Genomic DNA, 25933 nt, shown 5'->3' with positions numbered 1-25933 from the left:
TCACCCCAACCCTCTCCCCGTAAGAACGGGGCGAGGGAGCGCACCTACGATGCGGCCGCGAACTAGCGCTTCATCAAACCCAGCCGGCTCGCGCCGACATAGAGCGACAGCACGGCGGCGTTGGAGACGTTGAGGCTCTTGATCTCGCCGGGCATGTCGAGCCGCGCCACGACGCTGCAGGTCTCGCGCGTCAAACGCCGCAGCCCCGTGCCTTCCGCGCCCAGCACCAGCGCGAGCGGCTCGCGCAGCACGATATCCGAGAGATCCTCGCTGCCGTCGCTGTCGAGGCCAACGGTCTGGAAGCCGAGGTCGTTCAGGGTCGTCAGCGCGCGGGCGAGGTTTGGCACGGTCACCATTGGCACGAGCTCCAGCGCGCCGGAGGCGGCCTTGGCCAGCACGCCGGTCGCTTCCGGACTGTGGCGCGCGGTGGTGACGATCGCCTTCACCGCGAACGCGGCTGCGGAGCGCAGGATGGCGCCGACATTGTGCGGGTCGGTGATCTGGTCGAGCACCAGCACCATGCCGTCCAGCTGCAAGTCCTCGATGTCGGGCGAGGGCAGGGGATCGGCCTCTGCGAGCAGGCCCTGGTGCACGGCGTCGGGCGCGAGCAGCCGGTCGATGTCCTGCGGCCGGACGATCTCGGGGGTGACGCGGGTATCGATGTTGTCGTCCGCAAGCCGCTTTGCGGCGTTCTCGGTCAGCGTCAGCTTGCGGATCTGGCGCTGTGGGTTGGCGAGCGCCATGGTCACGGTGTGCCAGCCATAGAGGATGACGGGCCCGTCGGCTTGCGAATCGCGGTCGCGCCAGGCCGGCCGACCGGCCGATTTCCCTGTTCTGTTGAAGGGCTTAGCCCCGCCGCGGGGGCCCCTCGGGGCGAATTTTTTGTCCTTCATGGGCTCGCTTGTGTCACGGGTCCCGGAATATGGCAATTTGGGTGCCTTCGAGGGCTATTTTAGCTGTTCGCCTCGGTTGACTTTGCCCCACCCCATCGCCCATAAACGCGGCCGGTCGCGTCCCCATCCGGGCTGTCGCGGCCTCATGTTCCATGGCCGTCTTCGGTCGCCGGCAAGGTCCGGCCCGATTGTGCTGCCGTCGAGCGGGGGAGTGTCCCGAGTGGCAAAGGGAGCTGACTGTAAATCAGCCGTCTTATGACTTCGAAGGTTCGAGTCCTTCTTCCCCCACCATCCTTCGCTCGCTTCGCGAGCTTCGGCTGGGCAAGCCGGCCAAGATGACTGTCATGCGAAGCTAGCGAAGGCTGTCACTGGCCCGCAGGGCCTAGGCGGACACTTTCAGCCAACGATCCTCGCAGCGAACGATCCTCGCGTCTTCACATCGTCATCGCTTTGCACGCGCATGAATTTGATTGCGCAGAATGCTAACCGCTCTCGCCGGCGCGATGTATTGCTGAGCTTTGGACGTATTACGTCCGGGAACAGTGAAATAGATCACCATCATTCTTCCAATACCGTTGCTACAAGCATGCAGTTTCACAGGGAGTGACAGCGATGAAAATTCGCGGCGGTTTTCTCGGATTTGTCTTCTGCTTCATTTGCAGCTCTCTGGCCGGCGGCCTCGCCCAGGCGCAGACACCGCCGGCGGCCCAGGCGCCTCCCGCCGCCGCAAGTCCGCCGCCGCCACCGACCCCTGTCCCCTTCGAGGCCGCGCTGCTGAAGGCTGCCAACGATCTCTTCTCCAAGGCCAATCTCAAGGACGCACCTGACAAGGTGACGCTGGTGATCGATCCCTTGATCGACGGCGTCACCGGCGCGCAGTCCAAGGCGACGCATCTGGAAGAGAAGCGCATCACCGATCTCGTCAAGAGCAGCTACCCGCGCTTCCAGGTCGCGCGTTTCTCCTCCGACAGCGTCGCCAAGGCGCCGGTCGTCCTGATCGGCACCTTCACCGCGGTCAACAATGCCGGCGTCGCGGGCGGGGCGAAGGATGCCTACCGCATCTGCCTCGCGCTTGCCGACATGAAGACCAAGACCATCATTTCCAAGGGCGTCGCGCGCGCGCTGCCCGAAGGCATCGACCCGACACCGGCGGCGTTCTTCAACGACAGCCCGGTCTTCGCCAAGGATGCCTCGACCGACAGCTACATCAAGACCTGCCAGGGCACCAAGGTCGGTGACAATGTCGATCAGGCCTATGCCGACCGCATCGTGGTGGCCTCGCTGGTCAATGACGGCATCGAGGCCTACGATTCAGGCCGCTACCGCGATGCGCTCGACGTGTATCAGAGCGCGCTCAAGACACCGGGCGGCCAGCAGTTGCGCGTGTACAACGGCATCTATCTCGCCAACGCCAAGCTCCGTCGCACCCGTGCCGCAATGGACGCTTTCGGCAAGGTGGTCGACTACGGCCTTTCGAGCGACAAGCTCGCGGTGAAATTCCTGTTCAAGCCGGGCTCGACGCTGTTCATCAACGATCGCAACATGCGCGCGCCCTACGATGCGTGGCTCGAGAAGATCGCAGAGCGCACTGCGGCCAGGCAAGGATGCCTCGAAGTGGTCGGCCATACCAGCGCCACCGGCCTGCCGGCGGTGAACGATCGCCTTTCGGCGCTGCGTGCCGACTACGTCAAGGACCGGCTCGAGGACAATGAGAAGTCGCTGCGCAGCCGGCTCATTGCCAGTGGCAAGGGCTCGCGCGAGATGATCGTGGGCACCGGCAGGGACGATGCCAGCGATGCGCTCGATCGGCGCGTCGAGTTCAAGGTCTCGCCCTGCGGCGGCGCGCCCGGAGGCCGCTCGACCTGATCCGAACATCGGACGTCAGAGATCCCGGCTCCATCGCGAGCCGGGATTTTTCGTTTCAATGCACGAGCGTGCGCGCGACGCGGAAGCCGATGTCGTCGTGATGTGCGTTGGGACCGGCCTTGGCGCGTATCGCCGGCCGCAGTGAGGCTGCGGCGGAAAACCAGTCGCCGCCGCGCACCACGCGTGACCCGCAATCTGCTTGCGAACGCGCGGCACTGTCCGAGCTCACACCGCGATAGTCGTCGGCAAAACAATCGGCGGTCCATTCCCAGACGTTTCCGATCATGTCAGCGAGGCCGAAGGCATTGGCCTTGAGCGAGCCGACTGGCGCAGTGAAGGGATAGCCGTCGCTGCACGCCATGTATGGCGCATCCTGCGGCAGGCCCGCGTTTCTCGCGGCCTGGTCGGCGCCGTTGACGTAGCGGCAGAGATCGGCGGGATTGTCGGTGAAGGCGTAGGGCAGGGCGCTGCCGGCGCGCGCCGCATATTCGAACTCGGCCTCCGACAGCAGGCGGTAGGGCTTGCCAGTGGTTTTCGACAGCCAGTCGACATAGGCCTGCGCATCGGTCCAGCTGACGCAGACGGCCGGATGGTTGCCGTCCTGCGCATAACCCGGCATCAGAAAAGAGCGGTTCTCGCGCTCCTTCGGCACATTCTGTTCGAAGGTGAAGCAGCGGTCGCCGGCCTTGTAGCCCGAGGCGGCGACGAAAGCTGCGAACTGATCGCGCGTCACCTCGAAGCGGCCGAGCGCGAGGGCGTCCCTGACCATGACCTTGTGCTGCGGCGATTCATTCGCGGCCGCAAGTCCGTTGCCGATCTCGCCGGCAGACGAGCCCATCATGAATTCGCCCGCGGGAACGACCACCATCTCGGGACAGTTCTGGCACTCCCGAAAGCTCTGCTTCGGTTTCAGGCTGCATTCTTCCGGCAGCGACAGGGCCCTCGCCGCGTCAAGCGACAATGCGGCAGCCTGCGGCTCCGTGCCGGCGCAGCCGCCCTGCGCGCGCGGCTGAGCCTTGCTGGTTTCGGGAGCGGGCCTGATCTCGTGCGGCAGTATCGCCGCCAATTGCTGGCCCGGGGCCGGCTGCGCCGCTTTCGCCCGCGCGGCTTCCGCAGCTTTTGCCTCTTCAGCCGCTTTCGCGATTCTGGCCTCTTCCGCGGCCCTCGCGGCTCTGGTTTCTTCGGCTGCCCTCGCAACCTTGGCCTGTTCGGCCGCCTTCGCCGCCCTCGCGTCTTCAGCGGCTTTCGCAGCCCTGGCGTCTTCGGCAGCCTTCATTTTCGACGCCGCGATCCGCGAATCCTCTGCCGCTTTGGCGTCGTCGAGCGCCTTCTTCTCCGCGGCAAAGCGGGCCTGCTCGGCGTCCTTTACAGCGATCAGCTTGTCGCGCTGGGCGCGGGCGAGGTCGCTGTAGAAACCGGTCGGATATTTGGCGAGGAAGGAATCCCAGGCCGCGACAACGTTGATCTGCGAGGTGAGCTGGTAATCGTCGCGCGCAGCCAGCGCCGGGTCGACCTTCGGGGCGGGCGGCACCGGCACCAGGGCCACGTCATCGCCGCCGAGCGAGCCGTAGATGAACGGCTCCTGCTTGTAATTCGTCACCTTCAGGACGTCGTCGCGCACAAAGCCGAAGGCCTTGCGGACATCGAGGCCGGGGACCGGCAGATGCTTGACCAGCGCCGTGGTGAACGGGCTGTTCCTGGCGTCGCCGTCGTCGGCGGTCGAGCCGGCCTTGGCCGCGAAGGCGACCAGCGTGTTCGGACTGTTCGGCTCGACCATCACCAGCCCGCGCTGGAGCGAGCGCGAGGCGACCGGGCGCTTCAGGCGTTTGGCGAACGGGTTGTCACGGCAGGCATCCAGGATGACCATGCGCAGCCGTTTCGCCGGCTCGACCACGGCCAGCAGCCGATCCAGCGGGATCGCTTCATCATAGGCGTCGATGTCGCGCTCGAGGACGGCGTCGACCGGAACCAGATAATTGCTGCCGTCGATCTCGAGACCGTGGCCGGCGTAATAGATGATGGCGAGATCCGCATCGCGCACCGCGTCGACGAAATCGCGCAGTGCGCGGCGCATCTCGGCGGCCTTGAGGTCGAGCTTGAGCGTCACCGCCTCGAAGCCCGCCTTCCGAAACATCTCCGCCATCGCGGTGGCGTCGTTGACGGGATTGGGGAGTTGCGGAACCCGCTCATAGGCCGAGTTGCCAATCACCAGCGCAATCCGCCGCTCGGCGAAAGCGGGTTCGCAGAACAGGCCGATCGCGCAAACGACACAGAGGATCGCCGAGACGACACGCATCATGCCTTCCAGCATAATCGCAAATTACGGCATAAAACACCGTGTCGGCTCAAGCTCTGTGATCCCGCTCACAGTCAGCGCAAGAATCCCCGGCGCTCGGACGACGGCTGACGTTACCCCATCATCTCCCGCACCATCGGCACGACCTTCCGTCCATAGAGCTCGATGCTGCGCATCAGCTTCTCGTGCGGCAGAAGGCCGGCCGAGTATTTCAGCTGGAAGCGCGAAATGCCGAGCGCCTTGGCCGTCGCCGCGATCTTGCGCCACCGTTTCGGGTGAGCCGACATAGAGCGAGCCGTGCTCGGCTTCGTTGACGAATTCGTCGCGGCCCATCGGCGGCCAGCCGCGTTCCTTGCCGATGCGGTCGCGCATGGCCTTGTAGTCGGGCCATAGCTCTTCGCGCGCCTGCGCGTCGGTCTCGGCGACGTAGCCTGGCGAGTGCACACCGATCGGCTGCGCCGGCCGGCCGAACTCCTTGAAGGCACGGTGATAGAGATCGACGAAAGGCGCAAAGCGCGCGGGATCGCCGCCGATGATGGCGAGCATCAAAGGCAGGTCGTAATGCGCGGCGCGCACCACCGATTGCGGGCTGCCGCCGACGCCGATCCAGGTTTTTAGCGTGCCGTTCTCCACCGGGGGATAGACGAGTTGGTCCTTCAGCGGGGGACGCAGCTTGCCCTCCCACGTCACCGGTTTTTGCGACAGCAGTGCCGCGAACAGGTCGAGCTTCTCCTCGAACAGCTCTTCGTATTTGCGCAGGTCGAGGCCGAACAGCGGAAAGGATTCTGTGAACGAGCCCCGGCCGAGGATCACCTCGGCACGTCCGTTGGAGAGCGCATCGAGCGTGGCGAAGCGCTGAAACACCCGGATCGGATCGTCCGAGCTCAGCACCGTCACGGCCGAGCCGAGATGGATGCGTTTGGTCCGCGCCGCGATGGCGGCCAGCACGGTCTCGGGCGAGGAGATCGCAAAATCTGAACGGTGGTGTTCGCCCAGCCCAATGAAGTCGATGCCGATCTCGTCGGCCAGCACGGCTTCCGCGACGACGTTGCGGATCACCTGGGCATGGGGAAGCGTGGCGCCGCTCGCGTCCTTCGTCACGTCGCCAAAAGTATCCAGTCCGAATTCAAGCGGTGCGGTCATCGATCGGGTCTCTGAGGGGAGGATCGACGACACTTAAGGGGCGGCCATGCCGCGGCAAGGCCGCTTCAGGAAATGCTCGGTTTCCGTTTTGGACCGCTCAGCGGGTCGGCGCCAGCCACTTCTCGAGCTTGCCAAGGATTCCCCAGGCGCTCGTGCCCAAGAACACCGGCAACGCGGCTTGACCGAGCTCAGCGAAATTACCGAACAGCGGCACGGCCGTGTCCAGATGCGGGCCGACCTGTTGGAGCACCGTCGTGAGGACGGCGCCGATGATGCCGATGGCGCTTTTCTTGCCGTCGAGCAGATTGCCGATGGTCTGTCCAAGCGCACCGTTGACCTGTCCCAAGCGGCCGTCGGCGGTCTTGCCGGTCAGGACCGTCAGGAGCTTGATGAAATCGTCGACTTGCCCGGTGGATGCCGGCGCCTGGCCCGTTCCGGGTTGTTGCAGCTGTTGCCGCGCGGCGATCGCCTGCAAGATGGCCATCGCCGATTGCACCAGCGTCGGGAGATCCTGCCGGCCGGCCGGGATCGGCGGAATGGTGCCGGTGCCTGCGATCGGGCCGAGATCGGTCGGGACGTGAATGTCCACCGGCGTGGCGTGGGCGAGCGCCAGATATTGCTGGAAGTTCTCGCCATAGAAGCGGCCGTCATCGGCCCTGAATCCCTGTTGCGGACCGCCGCCGACCCGCACGCTTCCATGATTATACGCGATCGCAACGTACATCATCTCATCGTCGGTGAGCGACGACTTCCGTGTCCCGTAGGCGCGTCCGCACGCGGCATCCAGCTCCTTGATGAGGCGCTTGATGCATTCGGCCATGTCATACCAGCCACGACTCAGGAAGAAGCTCGGATCGGTCTTGAAGAACTGGATGTCGTACTGGAAGATTCCGTAGCCGTGGCAGAACTTGTCGGGATTCTGCGCCACTTTCGCATAAGGCCGGCTGACTTGCGCGACGTCGATCAGCGCCTGGCGGGCGACGTCGAACATGCTCGAACCCGATGGCACGGCGAGAAGATCTGCCTTGCTCGTCGGAAACGCGCTGCGCTTCGGCGCATCGAGCGTGTCACCGACGCAAAGCTTGAGCACCTCGCTGGCCGGCTTGGTCCTGTAAATCGGGCCCCAGCAATCGGAATAGGTTTCCTGCATCGCGATCGCGGTGGCCATGTCGAGCGTGTAGGGCGTGCCGCGGCAGGCTGCGGTGATCGCCCCGCCGAACTGGGTCTTAAACCATCGAATTGCATCCTGCTCGGACATGCCTGCCATCCTGGTCGTGTTTCGACGCGGGCGAACTTCATTTCAGTCTTCGTGGTTTGGCCGCCGCCTCATTGCTTAGGCGGCGTGGTCGGCGGCATCCACTTCTCAAACTTGCCAAGCACGCCCCAGGCCGTGAGGCCGAGGAAAATCGGCAATATTGCCGGCGCGAGCGGGCCGCCGATCGCGGTTGTCACTGCCGCGGGCAGGCTCGGACCGACGACATGGAGCACCGCGGTCAGCACCGAGCCGATGATGCCGATCGCACTCTTCTTTCCGTCGAGCAGATTGCCGATGGTGTCGCCCAGCGCGCCATTGACCTGGCCCAGTCCCTTGGGGCCGCCGAAATCGCCGGTCAGTGCGCCCAACACCTTGATGAATTGCTGGAGATGGTCCGGCGTCGCCGCAGTCCCGCCCGTGGGCAGCTGCTGCTGACCGCCTGGTCCCAAGGTCTGGAAGACCTTGAGCGCCTCCGCGACCAGCGTTGCAATATCAGGTTGTCCGCCGGCTGGCGGCGTGGTTGGATTGGTGGGCATCTTGGCGGCCTCCAATTGAGCTAGCAGCTGTTGCACCAGGTCGGGGGAAGTTGAGTCTCTGTGGAATGGGAACGGAATGAACGGGCTGGTCAGCGGGGCGCTTACGAACTCCCAGTCGACCTCGCCCTTGTCGATGAGACCGATCGCCTTCGCCGCGGCCGGCGTAAGATCGATGCCCGCGCCGTTCGTCCTGTGTCCCTGGCTGTCGACGCCGGACTCGGCTTGGGGTCTTGTGCCGGTCTTCCAGTATGCATCGTCGGTGCTCCAGGGGCCGATATGCACGACCTTGCAGATCACCGTCTTGCCGTTCTTCGACACGCTCACATTGGGGCGCGGATCGGAAATGTGAGCGGGCAGCGCCACACCGAGTTCGGTGTCGTCGATCATGTGCCCGTCATAGGCGCTGGTCTTCGGATCGGACGCGCCGCCGAATACGGTCGCGATGATGCGGCTCTGCATCTGTGCCGGTGCGTGGACGGTGTCTGCCGTGGCTGCGATGGCGGCGGCCGGCGGCCTGCGGATGGCGATGCAGCGGGCCTTCGGGAAATTCGACAGCTTGACCTCATGGCCCTGATTGCCGCCACGACAGACATAGCTGTTGCCGTTGGTCTCCTCGTAGAGCGTGACGTGATGGCCGCCGTCGGACCATTCGAACACCAGCACGTCGCCGGGTTGTGGCGAGCCGCCGGCGTCGGTTCCGAACTGCCGCCAGGCGAGTGCCCACAGGAAGCGCGAGTCCGCGTCGCCGCCAAACACAGGCTTGATGCCGTTTACCGCCATGCAATAGCCGACCGTGAGCCCGCACCATGCAATGGAGTCGTGTGTGTATTGCTTGCAATAGTCCCGGGTGTCCGGGAACAGCTCGCCGATCTTCTGCGGCCAGCTCATGATGACGGGGTTGTCGCCGCTATCGAGCGCCCGTGTCCCCGTGATCTGCCGCATCGTTGCCAACCAGGGAGGGATTGTTGCGGCCATGGCTATGCCTCTCTACGTTGCACGCACCGAGGGTGCGGCAGATTGAGGAATGCGTGGGGGGCTTTGTGGAGGCGGGTTGTTCTGCCGGGCGGACGCAACAGCGCGGCCCGCAAAAATCTGCTGACGTGTGTTCGTCCTGCGCTGGCAGGGGAGACGCCACGGGTACGCAAAACAATTATCCCAACAGCTCAAAGTAATATGATCGGATTGAAGCAACTGGTGAATGAGCCGTCAAGCTCGGCGTTTTGTTGCGGTGCCGCATTGGGCCGGCGGGTGCTGGTTAATGGCGGGCGGAAAGGCCGGCCGGCGCCGCGCGCTCAATCGGACCGGGCGAACATCCCGACCAGGGTCTCGCGCAGCCAGCGCTGCGCCGGCACGGTGTCGTTGCGCTGGTGCCAGAACAGGCTGACGATGCGCGGCGGCGCCTTGAGCGGAAGCGGCATGGCGTGCAGCAGCGGGGCATGGCGGGACTGCGAACGCAAGTCGCTCGGCAGCACGGCGATCAGGTCGGACTGCCGCGCGACTTCGTAGGCGGCGCTGTAGTGATTGACGGTCGCGACCAGATTGCGCGACAGCCCGCGCGAGGCGAGGAAGAGGTCGTAGGACGGCATGGTCTTGCCCGCCAGGCTCACATCGACGTGGCCTGCGTTCAGGAAGGTACGGGTGCTCAGCCGCTTCCGGGCGGCTAGGGGATGGCCGCGCCGCATGAAGCAGGCGTAGTCGACGGTCCATAGCGAGCGCGAGCGAATGGCGGCCGGCTGCTGCGCCTCGTTGACATAGACGCTGAGCACGCAATCGACCCTGTTGTCCTCGAGCTGGTCGGCAATCTCGACGACGGTATTGGGGACGGTGTGGACGCGCGCCTTGGGCGCGACCTGGCCGAGATGCTGCAGGAGGTTCGGCATCACCAGCGAGGAGACATAGTCCGACATCGACAGGGCGAACTCGGTCTGCGCGCGGGCGGGATCGAACACCTGCTCGTCGAGCGCGCCACGCACGCTTTCCAGTGCCTCGCCGATCGGCTCCCACAGCACCACGGCGCGTTGGGTCGGACGGATCCCGGTGCCGGATCGCACGAACAGGGGATCGCCGAGCGCGGCGCGCAGCCGCGCCAGCGCGTTGCTGACCGCGGGCTGGGTCATCGTCAGTGCGCTCGCGGCGCGCGTGACGCTGCCCTCGGTCATCAGCGCCTCGAAGACTTTCAGGAGGTTGAGGTCAAGCGCGCGGAACGACACGGACATTCACCACAGTGATATATTAGATCATGATTATAAATTATGACGATAATGTCACTTTGTCTATGGTTCCCCCAGGGACACGCGGAGCGCCGGGCCGCCAGACTGAGGGGACTTTCATGTCGATGATATCGGCGCGCATCGAGCGCCTTCCGTTCGCACGCTTCCACAAGCATCTGCTGTTGATGGGTGGCCTTGGCTACACCTTCGACGCGATGGACGCAGCCGTGCTGGCCTTCATCCTGCCGGTGCTGCGCACCGCCTGGAATCTGACGAGCGTGCAGATCGGCGTGCTCGGCAGCAGCACCTATATCGGCTTCCTGTTCGGCGCATTGCTGGCCGGCACGCTGGGCGACCTGATCGGCCGCCGTGCGGTGATGATGTCCGCGCTTGCCCTCTATTGTGTGGCATCGATCGTCAGCGCGATGGTGGACGCATGGCCGTCCTTCTTCGCCGCGCGGATCGTCGCCGGCATGGGCACCGGCGCGGAGAGCGCGATCATCGCACCCTATCTCGCGGAATTCGTCGCGCGGCGCTACCGCGGCAGTTTCACCGGCGCACTGGCGGGCTTCTTCTCCTTCGGCTTCGTCGCCGCGGCCTTGCTCGGCTACTTCATCGTTCCCGCCTATGACAATGGCTGGCGCATCGTGCTGGTCATCACAGCGGTCCCGGTCGTGATGCTGTTGTGGTGGCGCAAGTCGCTGCCGGAATCGCCGCGCTGGCTCGAAAGCCGTGGACGGGAGAAGGAAGCCGAAACCGTCCTCGACAGGATCGAAGCCAGCTTTGCGCGCGCGGGCCATGTCCTGCCGCAGCCGGTCGTCGAAGCAACAGCGCCGGCCGGGACCGGCGGGACGCTGCGCGCCAATTTCGCGGCGCTTCTGGCGGGCCGGCAGGCGCGCATCACCGTCATGACCTGGATCATGTGGCTGGCGATCACCTTCAGCTACTATTCCTTCTTCGTCTGGATCCCAGGCCTGCTGGTCCAGAACGGCATGAGCATCACCAAGAGCTTCGCCTATTCGATCGCGATCTATTGCGCGCAGATCCCCGGCTATTTCAGCGCCGCGTATTTCAACGAGCGCATCGGCCGGCAGGGGACGATCGCGACCTACATGGTGCTCGGCGGCGCCAGCGCACTCGGGCTCGCCTTCGCGCAGAGCGACCAGCAGATCATGGCGGCGGGAATCTTCCTGTCTTTCTTCATGAACGGCACCTATGCGGGCGTCTATGCCTATACCGCCGAAGTGTTTCCGACGCCGGTCAGAACCACCGGCGCGGGGCTCGCTTCCGCGATCGGCCGCATCGGTGCGATCGTCTCGCCGATCCTGGTAGGCTACCTCTATCCCAATTTCGGCTTCGCCGGCGTGTTCGGTGTCACCACCACCGTGCTGCTGTTCGGGGCGATCACCGTCGTGCTGATGGGCGTGCCGACGCGCGGCCGGTCGCTGGAAGAGATCGCGGCGGGTGAAGCTGCATGACGCGGACCAAGCCGAAGGCCGATCCTTACAAGGGGGATCCCTGGCTCTGCGCCGTCGCGGCGGCGCAGAGCAGGGCGGATCAGCCGGATGCGCTGTTCGCGGCACTCGATGAAGCCATGAAGTCGACGATCGGGCACAAGCTGTTCACGATCCTGACTTACGATGGCGACAGCGGCGAAGCGGCGCGGGTCTATTCCAACCTCCCCGGGCCGTACCCGGCCGGCGGACGCAAGCGCCTGGCGCCGGGGCCGTGGACCGAGGCCGTGCTCGACCGCGGCGAGGCCTATATCGGCCGCACGCGGGATGATCTGCGCGACGTCTTCTCCGACCACGCGCTGATTGCATCGCTCGGCTGCGAGAGCGTGCTCAACATGCCCGTGCGCTGGCGCGGGCGAACGTTCGGCTCGCTCAATCTGCTTCACGAGGCGGGCTGGTATGGCGAGGACGACGTCGCTGCATGTCTGCCCTTCGCCCAGCTTACATTGCCGGCGCTGCTTGCGCCAAGCCACTTCTGACAGGATTCCGCGATGCCCAGCATCCTCTTCAAGAACGCCGCGCTGCTCGATCCGCTCCAGCCGGACTTGCTGGCGGGCCATGACGTGCTGGTCGAAGACAGCCTGATCAAGGAGGTCTCGGACCGGCCGCTCCAGGTCACCGCCGATCGCACCATCGATCTCAAGGGCAAGACGCTGATGCCCGGCCTGATCGACCTGCATGTGCATGCGATCGCCGTCGAGCTCAATCTGGCGCAGCAGGTGCACATGCCGAACGTGCTGGTGACGCTGCGCTCGACGCTGCTGTTGCGCGGCATGCTGCGGCGCGGCTTCACCACGGTCCGCGACGCCGGCGGTGCCGGCCATGCGCTGAAGCACGCCATCGAGACCGGCCTGACCGACGGTCCGCGGCTGTTCGTCTCCGGCCGTGCGCTCAGCCAGACCGGCGGCCATGGCGACATGCGGGCGCGATCGGATTACCTCGCGAGCGACGCACCGTGTCCGTGCTGCGTGCGTGTCGGCGCGCTGGCGCGTGTTGCCGACGGCGTCGACGGCGTGCGCAAAGCCGCGCGCGAAGAACTCCAGATGGGAGCCGACCAGATCAAGATCATGGCGTCCGGCGGTGTCGCGTCGCCGACCGATCCGGTCGGCGCCTTCGGCTACTCCGAGGACGAGATCCGCGCCATCGTCGAGGAGGCGCGCGGGCGCCAGACCTATGTGCTGGCCCACGCCTACACCGCCGCCGCGATCGAACGCGCGGTCCGCTGCGGCGTGCGCACGATCGAGCATGGCAATCTCGTGGATGCGCCGACCGCGCGGCTGATGGCCGAGAAGGGCGCTTATGTGGTGCCGACGCTGGTGACTTACGAGGCGCTCGCCAACGAGGGCGCGCAATACGGCCTGCCGCCGGAGAGCGTGGCCAAGATCGCCGACGTCCGCGACGCCGGCCTGCGATCGCTCACGATCTATCGCGATGCCGGGGTGAAGATGGGGTTCGGCAGCGATCTGCTCGGGCCGTCGCAGCGCCTGCAGAGCGACGAATTCCGCATCCGCGCCGAAATTCTCGGGCCCCGCGCCGTCATCGCCAGCGCGACAGTGATCGGCGCCGAGGTGCTCGGCATGGAGGGCAAGCTCGGCCGCATCGCGCCCGACGCAATCGCGGACCTGCTGGTGGTCGACGGCAATCCGCTGCGCGATGTCGCCTGCCTGCTCGGCCAGGGCGAGCACATTCCGCTGGTGATGAAGGCAGGCCAGGTCCAGTTCGACCGGCTGGGCGCGTAACCGACGGCCAGCATTCGTCACCCCGGCCCGGAGCGGCGCAGACTGGACGGCGTTCGCCCGTAGCGGCGGCGAAAGCACCGGTTGAACGTCGAGAGGTCGCTGAACCCGGCGGCGAGAGCGATGTCGCCGATCCGATCCCGCTGTCGCGCGGGATCGAGCAGCATGGCGGCGGCGAGCTTGAGCCGTTCGTTGGTGACAAAGGGCGCAAAGTTCAGGCCGCTGCGTTCGAATAGCAGATAGATGGATCGTTCGGACAGGCCCAATCGCTGTGCGACATGTTTCGCCGACAGGGCCGGATCGCAAAGGTGGGCGCGGATGTCGGTCGTCGCCGCGGCGAGACGCGCCGCCGGGATCGCGCTTTGCGCGGCCGGCCCGGAATTGTCGTCGCCTGACCGCAAGGAGGCCGCGATCAGATCGACGATATGTTCGTTGACGATGTGGGCCAAAACGGGATCGGCGGGAACGCCGCCCGCCGCGAGTGCATCGACATAGGCTTGCAGCAGGCGCAGCGCGGTACCGTTCGAAGGCAATCGACGAAGCAGCTGCTCGTCGATGTCGGGTATCCTGCTGCGAAACCGCGCGCCGTCCAGCCGGACGTTGGTGAGTTGGACGCGGCCCTCGATCGCGAGCGAGCCCGTGGCGCCTTGAAACAGCAGAATGCTGTCGTCTGCGTCGCGTGGCAGCGTCTCGTCTTCGTCAAGGATGCGATAGTCGGATTGTCTGACCCAGTTGAGTGCGGGTCCGTCGTTGCCATCGCTTTCGTTCGTGCGGACCTCGCGCGGATTGATATCGAGCCGGACATGATGCCGTCCGAGGTCCTGTAGCCAGATCGCGAGCCTGTCCTCGGACGGCAGGGCCTCGGTGCTGAACAGGAAACGCGTCATGCGCTTGATCGTCAAACTGATCGTGCCTCGCCAGGTCCGAGGCTTTGTCGCGCGTTTTGCCAGCCCGGTTCGAACCGGCATCAGGGGAGCAAGAGCTGTCGCCATTGTCGGTGTGACGCGTCCGCAACAGACGCAACGATTTCGCGTCGTTGCGCCAATTGCAGTGCCGGCTGCAGGGAGCGCCGAGACCTCTGAGCAGCATCTTCTAGGATTGCCCTCGAATCCTGTGACTGTCCGCGTGCGCCAGTATGCGGGCTGACACGACATCGGCAAGGAAGCGGTATGAAGAAGGTCTTGGCGGCGGCCCTGTTGGTTTTAGGCGGATGCGTTTCCGCGGAGGCCGGAGAGATCAACTGGACGGGATTCCACGTCGGGCTGAACGGAGGCTATGGCTGGGCAAGCGGCGGCGTCACCGCAAATCCCGGTGATCCGCTCACGCAGAGTCTGTCATTCGGTCAGCCCGTCGTTCCGACGGTCGCGGCCTCTCGCAATGCCAATGGCGGGCTCGGCGGCGGGCAGATCGGCTACGACTGGCAGTTTGCCGGTCGCGGTGTCGTCGGTGTCGAGGCCGATATCGCTGCGGCCAGCCTCAAAGCCAGCGCCTCGACACCGGTCACGCTTTTCGGGACGCAGCCCGCGACATTCGACGTCAGCCGCAACATCGACTGGTTCGGCACGGTCCGCGGCCGGATCGGATTTCTGGCGGCGCCCGATCTCCTGATCTTCGCCACCGGCGGCTTCGCGTATGGACGCGTGAGTGAATCGGCCAGTGTGTCGCTGCCCCCGGGCGTGTCGAACTCGATCGGCAATTTCGGCTATGCTTTCGCGTGCGGTCCGTTCTATGGATTGGGGGCGTGCTTCTCCGGCAGCTCGTCCCGGATCGCGACCGGCTGGACCGCCGGCATCGGCGGCGAAAAACGCTTCACGCAAAACCTCAGCCTGAAGGTCGAATATCTCCACGTCGACCTCGGCAGCGGCAGCTATCCCGTCGTCGGCAGCCTCTATGCCGGCGCGCCGTCCGCGCCGAGCTTTCTCAATGCGCGTTCCAGCACGGCGATTGATCTTGTCCGGGCCGGGCTGAACTACAATTTCTAAGTTTGGCTGCGCAGCGCCGGCCATGAAGGGCGCTAAGACGAGATCCGCACCACCATCTTGCCGAGCGCAGCGCGCGTCTGCATTGTCCGGAACGCCTCGCGGAAACTGTCCAGCGCGAAGACGCGGCCGACCGCGGGTTTCAGCTTGCCTTCGGCGAGCCAGCCGGTCAGCTCCGACATCAGCCGCTTTTGCACGTCGGGCTCGCGTGTCGGAATTTGTGCGAGGTCGACGCCGAGCAGGGCGCCGCCTTTCAGCAGCGGCAGATTGAACGGCAGCGCGGGAATGGCGCCCGCGGCGAAGCCGACCACGAGATGGCGTCCGCGCCAGGCGATCGACCGAAAAGCCTGCACCGAGATCTCGCCGCCGACGGGATCGAAGATCACGTCGGCGCCGTGTCCGTCGGTCAGTGCCTTGAGCGTGTCGCGCCAGCCGGCCTGCGTGTAGTCGATGACGGCGTCGGCGCCGTGTTGTTTGGCGAACTCGCGCTTCTCCGGTGTCGCCGCCGCCGCGATGACGCGGGCGCCGAGCAGCTTGCCGACCTGGACAGCCGCAGTCCCGGTGCCGCCGGCCGCGCCCAGCACCAGAAGCTGCTCGCCTGCGACGATCATGGCGCGTGCACTCAGCGCATAGAGCGCGGTGAGATAATTGGCGCGAAACGAGGCGGCGACTTCGGCCGCGACGCCGTCCGGCAGCAGGTGGAGTGCTTCAGGCTTGACGACGATCTCCTCGGCAAGCGCGCCCGACCGCGTCATGCCCATCACACGCATGCCGGGTCGATAGCCTCCCGGCTCGCCCGGAGCCTCCTCCACGATCCCGGCGAATTCCGTGCCGGGAATGAAGGGCAGGGGATCTTTGGTCTGATAGAGCCCTTGAATCTTCAAACCGTCGACAAAGCCGATTCCCGCAGCTTCCACCCGGATGCGCAGCTGTCCCGGCTCCATGCGCGGAGACGGAATGTCCTTTAGCTCGATTTGATCGATGGATGCGTATTGCTCGACGACGACGGCTTTCATGTCGGACCTCTGTTGTTCCTGACATCCTGACAGGTCTCGACACCAGCCTCTTGTGTCTACCGCCACATCCCGCGCATCCGCGCGCCGATGTCGACCTTTGGCCCCTGCGCCGCGGTGCGGGCTCCGGCCGCGCCTGCCTTCGGCCAGGCGGTGCGCTCGAACAGATGGACGAGGGATTCCGGGATGAAGCGGGTGCGCGAGGCGTAGACGTGGCGGTCGCCTTTGGCGGCCTGGCCGTGGACGAAGAAGCGCTGGGGAACGACGAGGTGCAGATCGTCCTTGGCGCGCGTCATCGCGACATAGAGCAGCCGGCGCTCCTCCTCGAGTTCGGCAGAGGTGCCCGCGCCGAGATCGGAGGGCATGCAGCCGTCGACGACGTTGAGCACGAACACCGACTTCCACTCCTGGCCCTTGGCGGAGTGGATGGTGGAGAGGATCAGATAATCCTCGTCGCGCAAGGGAGGCCCGGATTTGTCGCTGGTCGCATCCGGCGGATCGAGCGTGAGCTCGGTCAGGAATTTTTCGCGCGAGGCATAGCCGCTCGCGATCTGCTCGAGCTGCATCAGATCGGCGCGGCGCGTCTCGGAATCCTCGTGGATGCGGTCGAGATGCGGCGCGTACCAGAGCCGCACGCGCTCGAGATCGGCCGGCCATTCCGAATAGCGCAGGTTCGCGACCGTGCGGACGAAGTCGGTCCAGTCGTCGCCGGTACGCGCCGGCACCGGCAGCTGGCCGAGCGCGGCAAGCGGATCGGGGCTCTCCGCCATCTGGTCGAGCACGCGCTGCGCGGTTGCGGGGCCGACGCCCGGCAACAGATGCAGGATGCGAAAGCCTGCGACGCGGTCGCGCGGATTTTCGGCAAAGCGCAGCAGCGCCAGCACGTCCTTGACATGCGCGGCGTCGAGGAACTTCAGCCCGCCGAACTTTACGAACGGGATGTTGCGGCGGGTCAGCTCGATCTCCAGCGGGCCCGAATGCGAGGACGTGCGGAACAGCACGGCCTGATGCTTGAGCAGCGCGCCTTGCTCGCGGTTCGCCAGCACCTCCTCGACGATATAGCGGGCCTGGTCGGCCTCGTTGTGCACGGTCACGAGCTGCGGTTTTTGCGTGGCGGTGCGGTCGGTCCAGAGGTTTTTGGTGAAGCGCTCGCGGGCAAGCCCGATGACGCCGTTAGCCGCCGCCAGCACCGGCTGCGTCGAGCGGTAATTGCGGTCGAGCGTGATCATTTCCGCGCGCGGCGAAAAACTTTGCGGGAAGTCCAGGATGTTGCGTACGGTGGCGGCCCGGAAGGAATAGATCGATTGCGCGTCGTCGCCGACGACGGTGAGGCCGCGCCCATCCGGCTTCAACGCGAGCAGGATCGAGGATTGCAGGCGGTTGGTGTCCTGATATTCGTCGACCAGCACGTGATCGAAGCGGCCGCCGATTTCTTCGGCGATCAGCGCATCGCTCATCATCTGCGACCAGTAGAGCAGCAAATCGTCGTAATCGAGCACGTGCTGGGCCTGCTTGGCCTCGACGTAAGCCGCGAACAGGCCCTTCAGCTCGGCCGCCCAGCCCGCGCACCAGGGATAGTGCTGGCCGAGGACCTTCTCGATCTCCATCTCGGCGTTGACGCAGCGCGAGTAGATCGAGAGACACGTGCCCTTGGCGGGGAAGCGGCTTTCGGTCTTCGACAATCCACGCTCGTGCCGGACCAGATTCATCAGGTCGGCGGAATCCTCGCGGTCGTGGATGGTGAAGGCGACATCGACGCCGATCCGCTCGGCATATTCGCGCAGCAGCCGCGCGCCGATGCCGTGGAAGGTGCCAGCCCAGGTCAGCGCGTCGCGCATGATCGCGGCGTTGTTCTCGCCCAATACCTTGCGGGAGATGCGCTCGACCCGGCCGGCCATCTCGGCCGCCGCGCGGCGCGAGAACGTCATCAAGAGGATGCGGCGCGGATCGGCGCCGGCGACGATCAGGTGCGCGACGCGATGGGCGAGCGTGTTGGTCTTGCCGGAGCCGGCGCCGGCGATGACGAGCAGGGGCGCGCCCACGGTCGCGCCATCGGCGACGCCATGCTCCACGGCGCGGCGCTGCTCCGCATTGAGCGTGTCCAGATATGTCGCCACGAATCGCCCCGGTGAAACGGCGAGAATCGGCGATCTCCTTGCGAATCGCAATGCGGCTGGACGGAACCGGGGTTAAGACCTAGGGAAAAGGCGTCCCGAAGTTCCAACCCGAAGGGCGTGCTGTCCCGATGACCGAGCTCAAGCCCGAACAGTTCGAGATGCGGCGGCTGGAATCGCTCAGCAACACCATTTTTGGCGTCGCCATGACGCTGCTCGCCTATGACCTGCCCAAGGCGGCAGTTTTCACCGGCGTGCCCGACTGGGACGATCTCGCCCGTGTCTATTCCGGCAAGCTCATTGGCTTCGCGCTCAGCTTCATCATCGCCGGCGTGTTCTGGATCAGCCATCACCGCCGGCTGGCGCGCCAGCCTGTGGGCAGCCGCGGCGCGGTGATGCTCAATTTGTTCTTTCTGCTCTCGATCGTGCTGCTGCCGGTCACCAACGGCCTTTACACCAATTACCCCATGAGCAGCGCGGTCGCTGTGCTCTACGGCCTGCATCTGAGCGCGATCGCCGGCCTCAATGCATGGCTGTGGTGGAGAATCCTTGGCGGCTGGGGCCACGAGATCATGGCCTCGCTGTTTCCGCTTGGCGTGTTCATCCCGGGCACGATCGTTGCGGCCTTCGCGCCGCACATCGCGCCCTTCCTGTGGTTCATCGCCTTCGGCGGGCTCTTGATCCGGCGCTTCTATGCCGCACCGAACGGAGCGGACGCGTAAAGCGGCGGCTCACGCTTTTGTCGTGCCGAACCCGTCGGCCGGCACGTAAAGCATGACCGGGCGGATTTCGTAGACCGCCGACGGATTGACCTGACGCAGCGTCCGCGCCGCCGCGATCGCCTCTTCATCCGTGTCGTATTCCACGAGATGAAAGCCGAGAAGCTGCTCCTTGGTCTCGGCAAACGGGCCGTCCAGCACGATGCCCGCGCCGGGGCCACGCAGGGTGTGCGCCTTGCGGGTCCCATCCAGACGGGCGGCCGGCCCAAGATGTCCGCTCGCTCTCAAGGGCGCCTGAACCTCGATGACTTTCGCCACGACCGCGGCGTCCTGCTCCGGCGTCCATGACAGGATCTCGTCTTCCACGTGATAGGCCAGGATGGCGTAAAGCATCGTCACCTCGATTGTTTTCGCTGCGCGCGTCTCAAGGACGTATCACCGCGGTCGCAGCCGACAATCCCCCTCCACAAAATATTGCGTCGTCCGGCCTCCGGCGAAACCGTCCTGAAACCCGATTGCGGCCCGCCGGGGTGAACGCCGCCTGAAGCCGAGGCGACTGATGACCACTGAGAAGGCTGAGGAATTCGGAGGCTGCGATGTCGGGTCACACCATCAAGATCATCTGCGACGCGGGACGGGCGGCACAATCGGCGCCTGCCGATTTGCACGACCAGGGCGGTCATCACCGCTATTATGGCAGCTCTGCCGAGAACGGCGGCGAGCGCATCGTCGAAAGCCGCCGCGGCAAGCAGCCGCGCGTGCTCAATGTCTGCGGCTTCTGAAGCGTCCGGCGAGACCGTCTTTCACCATGGACGTCCTGCAAATATCGATCGCCGCGCTGCCGTTCCTGCTGTCGCTTGTGAGCCGGAGCGGCAAGGCGATCGCGCCGTGCCTGCTCACGAGCATCTTCACCGTGCTGCTCGGCGAGGAGCCTCACCGGGCGGTTATCGCCTGGTGCGTCGGCGTGTTGATCGCCGCCGTGGCGTTACGTGAACGGCTTCGCACGATCTAAGCCCGGCGCCGTCACGGCGTGCTCAGGATCTGTTTGATGAGGGACTCGCGCAGCGTCGCCAATTCGCCGCTCGCCTCCATCTGCGCGATCACCTTGCCGACCTTCGGCACCAGATCGCGATGACGCTCGTGCAGATAGTGGTAGATGTGAATGCGCTCGAGCGGCGGTGCGAGCGGGTAGATCCTGGCCTGGAGATTGAGCTTCCGCACCGCGACCAGCCCGCTGAAGAGGTCGGTGACCATCAATTCGAAGCGGTCGGCGTCGAGCATCTTGACCATGCTCTCGAGGCTCGTGCTCGCCGTGACTTCAGCCATGCCGCGCGTGCCCGCTTCCGAGGAGCCGACGCCGCGGACGATGCCGATGCTGTAGTCGCGAATCGAATTCCATCCGGCGACGTCAAAATGCAGCTTCGTCGTGAACACCGTGGGCTCGATGTAGTTGATCGCCGGCGTGATCTGGACCAGCGTCGGGTAGTCGCGGGACAACGTTCCGATCCGCTGGATCTCGCCGTCGACCTCGCCGGCGCTCGACAGCGCCAGCGCCCGCTTGCCGGGGACGTCCTCGAATTCGAGCTTGATGTCGAGCTTGGCGTAGACCGCCCGCAGCATCTCGCCGCCGACATATTGGTCGGGGATGTCGGCGATGCGCGCCAGCCTGATCAGCTGCTGCGCCTGCGACGGAGCAGCTAGCAGCAACGACAGGCAGGCGACGGCTATCCGCCACATCACGGGTCTCCTTGATCGTGCATTGCTACCACTGGAGTCGAAATGCCCGCGCGATCTACCGAGGGTGGTGCCGGCGCGACGGCTGCAACTGCCATCGCTCGCCCGCGATGCAGGCGACTCCGAGCTTTAACCGATGTCATTCTAGCACGCGAAGTGATAGTTTATGCGAGAATCCTGCTGCTGGGCGCAAGATATGACCCCGCCGACCTCAAGCCGCCCATGGGCCGACAGGATCGCCGCGCACGCCGCGTGAAGGGAGAATCTGACCTATCGAATGCTCGCGGCTGCGGCCGGCCGGAGCAGGGTGCCGCCATTCCGGGGAGGTGGTGCATGGACAACTCAGGCGATCAGGATTCCAAGCGCAGCCGCGCCGTTGCCCCGGCGGTCGCGAAGCAGGATGTGAGCGGGATCGGCGCGGCGCTTGCGCCGGCGATGTTAGGGGCGCTGTTGTCGCGGATTTTCAATTGGTCACGCAGCGGCGTCGGGCCGCGCCTCCTGGCCGCGGTGCTGTTGTTCTCATCGGTCGTCACGCTGGTGCTGACCGGGCTTCAGCTCTATCTCGATTACGACCGCGAGGTCGGCGTCATCGAGACCCGGCTCGACGAGATCGGCCGCAGCACCACCGGCAGCCTCGGCGAGAGCCTGTGGAATCTCGATCAGAACCAGCTCAAGCTCCAGCTCGACGGCATCCTGCGGCTGCCCGGGATCCGCGCCGCCGAAGTGCGCGAGATCGCCGATCGTCCCAATCCGATCCGCGTCGCGGTCGGCGAGCCCGGTGCCCGATCGATCGTGACGCGCGACTATCCGCTGAACACCACCGTGCAGGGGACCGCACGCGCGATCGGCGTGCTCCGCGTCGAAGCGACGCTGAGCGAGGTCTATCAGCAATTGCTGAACCGCGCCCTGGTCATTCTGGCAAGCCAGGCGGCCAAGACCTTCCTCGTCTCGCTCTTCATCATCTACATGTTCCATCTGCTGGTGACGCGGCACCTCGTCGCCATCGCCGACTTCGTTGGCAAATACAGCCTGGCGCGGCCGCCGCCGCCTTTGCACCTGGAGCGCCGGCCGCCCTACGATCCCGACGAGCTGGACAAGGTGATCGTCGCCTTCAACGCCATGTGCGGCAATCTCGAATGCGCCTATGGCGAGCTGCGCGAGGCCAACGCCAATCTCGAACGCGACCTCAAGATCCGGCAGCGCGCCGAGGACGACGCACGCGCGAGCGAGCAGCGCTTTCGCGATTATGCCGAGACCGCGTCCGACTGGTTCTGGGAAACCGGGCCGGATCACGTGTTCACCTATGTTTCGGAACGGTTTGACGCCTTCGGCATGAATCGGGAGAGCACCATCGGCCGGCGGCGCTTCGACGCTGCACTCGATCGCGCGTCCGAACCGGAGAAATGGCGCGAGCATATTGCGGTGCTGGATCGCCACGAGCCGTTCCGGAAGTTCGAGTATCGCGGCCGCGACGTGAGCGGCCGCGTGCGTTATTTCAGCGTCAACGGCCAGCCGGTGTTCGCGGCCGATGGCCGCTTCATGGGCTATCGCGGCTCCGCCACCGACCTCACCGAGCAGCACGAGACCGCGGAGCGGCTTCGTCAATCCCAGAAGATGGACGCGATCGGCCATCTGACCGGCGGCGTCGCGCACGACTTCAACAACGTGCTCACCGTCATCACCGGGACCATCGAGATCATCCAGGAAGGGCTCGCGGACAGGCCTCAATTCGCGGCGATCGCGCAGCTGATCGACGATGCGGCCGCGCGCGGCGCCGAGATCACCTCGCAGCTCCTGACCTTCGCGCGCCGCCAGCCGCTTGAGCCGCGCGAGATCGACGTCAATGCGCTCGTGGTCGAGACGGCGAAGCTGCTGAGGCCGATCCTGGGCGAGCATATCGAGATCGTGACCCGGCTTGCGGACGACGCCTGGTCCGCGATGGCGGACCCCTCGCAGCTCTCCTCCGCGATCGTCAATCTCGCCGTCAATGCGCGCGATGCGATGCCGGGCGGAGGCAGGCTGACGCTCGAGACCGCGAACCGGGAGCTCGAAGGCCTGCGCAGCGTCGGCGACGGCGATGTCCTGCGCGGCGCCTTCGTGATGGTCGCGGTCACCGACACCGGTCACGGCATTCCCGCCGAGATCTGCGAGCGCGTGTTCGAGCCGTTCTTCACCACCAAGGGGGTAGGACGCGGCACCGGGCTCGGGCTCAGCATGGTCTATGGCTTTGCCCGCCAGACCGGCGGCACCGTCGCGATCGAGAGCGAGGAGGGACGCGGCACGGTGATGCGATTGTTCCTGCCGCGGTCGAAGGGCGAGGTGCCGGCCAGGCCGGCGGCGGTCCAGGCGCCCGCCACGGTGCGCGGGCACGAGACTATCCTGGTGGTCGAGGACGATCCGCTGGTGCAGGGCTATGTCGTCGCCCAGCTCGGCAGCCTTGGCTATCGCACGCTCGTGGCCGGCGACGGCGCAGCCGCGCTCGCGCTGGTCGACCAGGGCGCCCGGTTCGATCTGCTGTTCACCGACATCATCATGCCCGGCGGCATGAACGGGCGGGAATTGGCCGAAGCCGTCCGGCTGCGCCGGCCAGGAGTGAGGGTGCTCTACACGTCAGGCTATACCGACGACACCATCGTTCACGAAGGGCATCTCGACCCCGGCGTGGCGCTGCTGTGCAAGCCGTACCGGAAGGCGGAGTTGTCGGAGAAAATTCGCGAGGTGCTCACGGGCGAGCCGCCCGCGTGAGCGGCGCCCGTTTGCGGCAGGCGCCCGACCCACGAAAAAGGCGCGGCGGGGAGGCCCCGTCGCGCCCGATTTCTTGCTCGCTGGTCCAGGGCTGAGAGCGCCCCAAATGCCAAGCCCGTTTCAAAGCTTAGCGGGCGATCCCAGCGAGGTGACAGCGCTTGGTAAGAGACACTGGATCACCTCCTTTCGTTGGTTGCGGAAGACTTCAATATAGGACGGGACGACGCCGCTGTTAAGGGGAGGCGGTCAGAAGCGGAACCCGGCCTGTGCGCAAGGGCCGGAAAGCCGCTGAAAGCCGCAAGATGCCGCCCTGGGGGCAGTTGAGACCGCCGCCCGGCCGTGTTAGGGAGCCCCAGACGCGGGTGTAGCTCAATGGTAGAGCAGCAGCCTTCCAAGCTGAATACGAGGGTTCGATTCCCTTCACCCGCTCCAATGTTTTCAAGTACTTATCGGGCTTGTTAATTTCCATTCCGACAAGACCGCGGAATCCATTCCGACAAATGTTCACTTTCTGGCCGCTTGCTTGCGCCGCTTGATGCGCTTTATCTGTGCGTCCTGCTTGGCCTCGTCGTCGTGATGGAGGTAGTGTGCCATCGCCTTGGTCGACGACCATTGGCCCTTCTTCATCAGCTGCGTTTCGGTGAGGCCGGACGTGCTCGCCTCGGTCGTCCCGCCATGTCGGCCAAACGATGTGAAGGTTAGCTCAGGACGCAAACCCGCGGCCAGAATGATCTTCTTCGAAATGCGCTCGACTTGAGTCAGCATCTCGCCTTTGCCGCTCCAGGGCAGACTGCTTCCATCTCGTCGCAACATCAGGCCGCCGGTCGGCCGCAATGCCTTCATGGCGTCGAGCTCGGCCATCAGCAGGGGATAGAGCGGCTTACCCTTCCTATCGAAGAGCGGCTCCCACGAGCCCGTGCTCGTCTTGTAGTTGATGACATAGACGTGGTGTGGGCGGCTTTCCGGCCGGTAGTGCTCCGCCATAAACCGGATGAAGATATGGGCCTTGCGCTGCAACCATTCCCAACCGATCAGGACACCCGTTGCCAATGACGGATAGCCCATCTCGATCGCTTTCGCACGGAACGCCGCCAACTCGTCGAAATTGGCATGCGGCGTTTCGCGCGAGGTGGATTGCAGGCCCATCTTCTCAAAAGGGTTCTTCGCCGGAAGCAGGTGAGGGTGCGCCCGTGAGATCGTGTTCCATGCGCCGCGAGCGGTCTTCATCGCGTGGTTCACGGTCGTGCGGCGTTCGACCTTCTCGCCGTTGACATCCTTGTAGAGCATTTTCTCGAATAGATCGTCCGCAAACGCCGTATCGATGCTTGAAACGCGCAGCGTGCCAAGGCGCCTTCCGTCCTTCAACAGATATTCGCATATCATCTTGATGCCGGTCTCATGCACGCGACATTGACCGGGGCTCAAAGGCTGCAAACGCTTTGCCGTCTTCTGTTTCCACGTTCGACGATACTCGTGAAACATCCAATCCAGCGTTCCGATCACCACTCCAATGCCCACGGGATTCGCATCGTCGCCACCCGTCAGCCAGCTGTCGAACGCAGGCAGCAAGATCCTCTCGGCGCGCTGCACGGCGAGTTCGTAATCGGCGCCGAGCGGTTCGTTTTTGACTGGACAACCTTTTTTACGTGCCCATGTTGGCACGTCGAAAAAATACGCAAGCCTCCCCTTCTGAAGGCGTTTGCGCCTTGTGTAGCGAGGCAAAGGCAGTGCCGAACGTCCCACCCTCATCACAACAAACTCCTGGACACCTCCGGATCGTCCTCAGGAGCTATTGGAATCGATCTTTCTTCCCTTATCAACACAGAAATGCGTCCGTCCGGCCAGATCTCGACACGCGCGACTTTGCCACCACTGTCGAGAACACCTCTAACAGCGCGCTTGATGTCTGCTTCAGTAAATCGGACTCTCGACATCCAAGCCGGTGGGTACGGAAGCGAAGGCGCGGTTGGTAGTTCATTCAATCATGACCCAAGTGGTCATTCCACTGAAAGTAGAAGAAGCTTGGTGCGCGGTGAGGCATCAGAAGCGTTCTAGACTCGAAGTTAAGAAGAGAGATCAAAGGAGAGGCTAACGATCATATTTCGTTGAGATCGTAAAAAGCGGAAGTGAGGTTCGGCTTAACACTAGCGTTCGAGATGGCACGTGCGAGCGGCTGCCTG

Annotated in this window: 21 protein-coding genes, 2 tRNA genes and 1 pseudogene; 12 read left to right on the top strand and 12 right to left on the bottom strand. The window is 64.9% G+C overall.

Annotated elements, in window-relative coordinates; genetic code table 11:
• Positions 1-62 precede the first annotated feature (62 nt).
• The gene (rlmB, locus tag IVB29_RS28070) at positions 63-893 is read right to left on the bottom strand and encodes a 23S rRNA (guanosine(2251)-2'-O)-methyltransferase RlmB (RefSeq protein WP_247506638.1); all 831 of its coding nucleotides are present in this window, start codon (positions 891-893) and stop codon (positions 63-65) included.
• Between the two features lie 205 nt (positions 894-1098).
• Between rlmB and IVB29_RS28065 the strand changes: the two genes are divergently transcribed.
• Both IVB29_RS28065 and IVB29_RS28060 read left to right on the top strand, forming a co-directional pair.
• Positions 1099-1184 (top strand) — tRNA-Tyr (locus IVB29_RS28065).
• Between the two features lie 321 nt (positions 1185-1505).
• Complete coding sequence (locus IVB29_RS28060; RefSeq protein ID WP_247506637.1) at positions 1506-2759, top strand: OmpA family protein; 1254 nt, start codon at positions 1506-1508, stop codon at positions 2757-2759.
• Positions 2760-2814: 55 nt separating this feature from the next.
• Here the strand turns inward: IVB29_RS28060 and IVB29_RS28055 are convergent, their stop codons facing one another.
• The 5 genes and pseudogenes from IVB29_RS28055 to IVB29_RS28035 all read right to left on the bottom strand — a co-directional run bounded on the left by IVB29_RS28055 (position 2815) and on the right by IVB29_RS28035 (position 10205).
• Positions 2815-5058 carry an SUMF1/EgtB/PvdO family nonheme iron enzyme gene (locus IVB29_RS28055; protein ID WP_247506636.1) on the bottom strand — a complete coding sequence of 748 codons (2244 nt, stop codon included), beginning with the start codon at positions 5056-5058 and terminating at the stop codon, positions 2815-2817.
• 110 nt (positions 5059-5168) lie between these two features.
• Positions 5169-6198 (bottom strand): annotated as a pseudogene (locus IVB29_RS28050) (LLM class flavin-dependent oxidoreductase).
• Between the two features lie 97 nt (positions 6199-6295).
• Entirely contained in the window at positions 6296-7456 is a 1161-nt protein-coding gene (locus tag IVB29_RS28045) for a hypothetical protein (RefSeq protein WP_247506635.1), read from the bottom strand.
• 68 nt (positions 7457-7524) lie between these two features.
• On the bottom strand, positions 7525-8964 hold the full coding sequence (locus IVB29_RS28040) for a hypothetical protein (protein WP_247506634.1): 1440 nt from the start codon (positions 8962-8964) through the stop codon (positions 7525-7527).
• A gap of 317 nt (positions 8965-9281) precedes the next feature.
• Positions 9282-10205, bottom strand: coding sequence for a LysR family transcriptional regulator (locus tag IVB29_RS28035; protein ID WP_247506633.1), 924 nt, complete (start codon positions 10203-10205; stop codon positions 9282-9284).
• A gap of 113 nt (positions 10206-10318) precedes the next feature.
• On the opposite strand from IVB29_RS28035, the gene IVB29_RS28030 reads away from it, so the two are divergent.
• From IVB29_RS28030 to IVB29_RS28020, 3 genes are read left to right on the top strand one after another with little or no spacing between them, the layout of a single operon-like run.
• Positions 10319-11677, top strand: a complete 1359-nt coding sequence (locus IVB29_RS28030; protein WP_247506632.1) for an MFS transporter — start codon at positions 10319-10321, stop codon at positions 11675-11677.
• Entirely contained in the window at positions 11674-12192 is a 519-nt protein-coding gene (locus IVB29_RS28025) for a GAF domain-containing protein (RefSeq protein WP_247506631.1), read from the top strand. The genes IVB29_RS28030 and IVB29_RS28025 overlap by 4 nt, the downstream gene beginning before the upstream one ends.
• Positions 12193-12204: 12 nt before the next feature.
• Positions 12205-13452: an amidohydrolase family protein gene (locus IVB29_RS28020; protein WP_247506630.1), complete on the top strand. Its 1248-nt coding sequence runs from the start codon at positions 12205-12207 to the stop codon at positions 13450-13452.
• Between the two features lie 17 nt (positions 13453-13469).
• Here IVB29_RS28020 and IVB29_RS28015 read toward each other — a convergent pair whose 3' ends face one another.
• The gene (locus IVB29_RS28015; protein ID WP_247506629.1) at positions 13470-14336 is read right to left on the bottom strand and encodes a helix-turn-helix domain-containing protein; all 867 of its coding nucleotides are present in this window, start codon (positions 14334-14336) and stop codon (positions 13470-13472) included.
• Here IVB29_RS28015 and IVB29_RS28010 point away from each other — a divergent pair.
• Both IVB29_RS28010 and IVB29_RS28005 read left to right on the top strand, forming a co-directional pair.
• Positions 14335-14595 (top strand): hypothetical protein, encoded by a 261-nt coding sequence (locus IVB29_RS28010; RefSeq protein ID WP_247506628.1) that lies wholly within the window; start codon positions 14335-14337, stop codon positions 14593-14595. The genes IVB29_RS28015 and IVB29_RS28010 overlap by 2 nt on opposite strands.
• Positions 14596-14618: 23 nt before the next feature.
• Positions 14619-15431 (top strand): outer membrane beta-barrel protein, encoded by an 813-nt coding sequence (locus IVB29_RS28005; RefSeq protein ID WP_247506627.1) that lies wholly within the window; start codon positions 14619-14621, stop codon positions 15429-15431.
• A 32-nt stretch (positions 15432-15463) separates the two neighbouring features.
• Here IVB29_RS28005 and IVB29_RS28000 read toward each other — a convergent pair whose 3' ends face one another.
• Together IVB29_RS28000 and IVB29_RS27995 are read right to left on the bottom strand one after the other, a co-directional pair.
• Positions 15464-16444 carry an NADPH:quinone oxidoreductase family protein gene (locus tag IVB29_RS28000; protein WP_247506626.1) on the bottom strand — a complete coding sequence of 327 codons (981 nt, stop codon included), beginning with the start codon at positions 16442-16444 and terminating at the stop codon, positions 15464-15466.
• Between the two features lie 56 nt (positions 16445-16500).
• Complete coding sequence (locus IVB29_RS27995; protein ID WP_247506625.1) at positions 16501-18558, bottom strand: ATP-dependent helicase; 2058 nt, start codon at positions 18556-18558, stop codon at positions 16501-16503.
• A gap of 128 nt (positions 18559-18686) precedes the next feature.
• Between IVB29_RS27995 and IVB29_RS27990 the strand changes: the two genes are divergently transcribed.
• Positions 18687-19277: a TMEM175 family protein gene (locus IVB29_RS27990; RefSeq protein ID WP_247506624.1), complete on the top strand. Its 591-nt coding sequence runs from the start codon at positions 18687-18689 to the stop codon at positions 19275-19277.
• 9 nt (positions 19278-19286) lie between these two features.
• On the opposite strand, the gene IVB29_RS27985 is transcribed toward IVB29_RS27990, so the two are convergent.
• Complete coding sequence (locus IVB29_RS27985) at positions 19287-19667, bottom strand: YciI family protein (RefSeq protein WP_129268017.1); 381 nt, start codon at positions 19665-19667, stop codon at positions 19287-19289.
• A gap of 203 nt (positions 19668-19870) precedes the next feature.
• Here IVB29_RS27985 and IVB29_RS27980 point away from each other — a divergent pair, with 203 nt between their 5' ends.
• Entirely contained in the window at positions 19871-20056 is a 186-nt protein-coding gene (locus IVB29_RS27980) for a hypothetical protein (protein WP_247506623.1), read from the top strand.
• A gap of 26 nt (positions 20057-20082) precedes the next feature.
• Positions 20083-20286: a hypothetical protein gene (locus IVB29_RS27975; protein ID WP_247506622.1), complete on the top strand. Its 204-nt coding sequence runs from the start codon at positions 20083-20085 to the stop codon at positions 20284-20286.
• Between the two features lie 11 nt (positions 20287-20297).
• On the opposite strand, the gene IVB29_RS27970 is transcribed toward IVB29_RS27975, so the two are convergent.
• Positions 20298-21011, bottom strand: coding sequence for a transporter substrate-binding domain-containing protein (locus tag IVB29_RS27970; protein ID WP_247506621.1), 714 nt, complete (start codon positions 21009-21011; stop codon positions 20298-20300).
• 330 nt (positions 21012-21341) lie between these two features.
• Here IVB29_RS27970 and IVB29_RS27965 point away from each other — a divergent pair, with 330 nt between their 5' ends.
• On the top strand, positions 21342-23753 hold the full coding sequence (locus tag IVB29_RS27965; RefSeq protein ID WP_247506620.1) for an ATP-binding protein: 2412 nt from the start codon (positions 21342-21344) through the stop codon (positions 23751-23753).
• A 358-nt stretch (positions 23754-24111) separates the two neighbouring features.
• A tRNA-Gly gene (locus IVB29_RS27960) sits at positions 24112-24185 on the top strand.
• A gap of 72 nt (positions 24186-24257) precedes the next feature.
• On the opposite strand, the gene IVB29_RS27955 is transcribed toward IVB29_RS27960, so the two are convergent.
• On the bottom strand, positions 24258-25502 hold the full coding sequence (locus IVB29_RS27955; protein WP_247506619.1) for a hypothetical protein: 1245 nt from the start codon (positions 25500-25502) through the stop codon (positions 24258-24260).
• Positions 25503-25933 lie beyond the last annotated feature (431 nt).

The organism is Bradyrhizobium sp. 1, assembly GCF_023073315.1.
Lineage (GTDB): Bacteria > Pseudomonadota > Alphaproteobacteria > Rhizobiales > Xanthobacteraceae > Bradyrhizobium.
Note: the sequence above shows the minus strand (reverse complement) of the source record. Positions and strands in the feature narration are given on the sequence as shown.

Bases quoted from the DNA above. Each gene is read 5' to 3' on its own strand.
- rlmB (WP_247506638.1), bottom strand. From the start codon at position 893: ATGAAGGACAAAAAATTCGCCCCGAGGGGCCCCCGCGGCGGGGCTAAG.
- IVB29_RS28060 (WP_247506637.1), top strand. From the start codon at position 1,506: ATGAAAATTCGCGGCGGTTTTCTCGGATTTGTCTTCTGCTTCATTTGC.
- IVB29_RS28055 (WP_247506636.1), bottom strand. From the start codon at position 5,058: ATGATGCGTGTCGTCTCGGCGATCCTCTGTGTCGTTTGCGCGATCGGC.
- IVB29_RS28045 (WP_247506635.1), bottom strand. From the start codon at position 7,456: ATGTCCGAGCAGGATGCAATTCGATGGTTTAAGACCCAGTTCGGCGGG.
- IVB29_RS28040 (WP_247506634.1), bottom strand. From the start codon at position 8,964: ATGGCCGCAACAATCCCTCCCTGGTTGGCAACGATGCGGCAGATCACG.
- IVB29_RS28035 (WP_247506633.1), bottom strand. From the start codon at position 10,205: ATGTCCGTGTCGTTCCGCGCGCTTGACCTCAACCTCCTGAAAGTCTTC.
- IVB29_RS28030 (WP_247506632.1), top strand. From the start codon at position 10,319: ATGTCGATGATATCGGCGCGCATCGAGCGCCTTCCGTTCGCACGCTTC.
- IVB29_RS28025 (WP_247506631.1), top strand. From the start codon at position 11,674: ATGACGCGGACCAAGCCGAAGGCCGATCCTTACAAGGGGGATCCCTGG.
- IVB29_RS28020 (WP_247506630.1), top strand. From the start codon at position 12,205: ATGCCCAGCATCCTCTTCAAGAACGCCGCGCTGCTCGATCCGCTCCAG.
- IVB29_RS28010 (WP_247506628.1), top strand. From the start codon at position 14,335: ATGCGCTTGATCGTCAAACTGATCGTGCCTCGCCAGGTCCGAGGCTTT.
- IVB29_RS28015 (WP_247506629.1), bottom strand. From the start codon at position 14,336: ATGACGCGTTTCCTGTTCAGCACCGAGGCCCTGCCGTCCGAGGACAGG.
- IVB29_RS28005 (WP_247506627.1), top strand. From the start codon at position 14,619: ATGAAGAAGGTCTTGGCGGCGGCCCTGTTGGTTTTAGGCGGATGCGTT.
- IVB29_RS28000 (WP_247506626.1), bottom strand. From the start codon at position 16,444: ATGAAAGCCGTCGTCGTCGAGCAATACGCATCCATCGATCAAATCGAG.
- IVB29_RS27990 (WP_247506624.1), top strand. From the start codon at position 18,687: ATGACCGAGCTCAAGCCCGAACAGTTCGAGATGCGGCGGCTGGAATCG.
- IVB29_RS27985 (WP_129268017.1), bottom strand. From the start codon at position 19,667: ATGCTTTACGCCATCCTGGCCTATCACGTGGAAGACGAGATCCTGTCA.
- IVB29_RS27980 (WP_247506623.1), top strand. From the start codon at position 19,871: ATGTCGGGTCACACCATCAAGATCATCTGCGACGCGGGACGGGCGGCA.
- IVB29_RS27975 (WP_247506622.1), top strand. From the start codon at position 20,083: ATGGACGTCCTGCAAATATCGATCGCCGCGCTGCCGTTCCTGCTGTCG.
- IVB29_RS27970 (WP_247506621.1), bottom strand. From the start codon at position 21,011: ATGTGGCGGATAGCCGTCGCCTGCCTGTCGTTGCTGCTAGCTGCTCCG.
- IVB29_RS27965 (WP_247506620.1), top strand. From the start codon at position 21,342: ATGGACAACTCAGGCGATCAGGATTCCAAGCGCAGCCGCGCCGTTGCC.
- IVB29_RS27955 (WP_247506619.1), bottom strand. From the start codon at position 25,502: ATGAGGGTGGGACGTTCGGCACTGCCTTTGCCTCGCTACACAAGGCGC.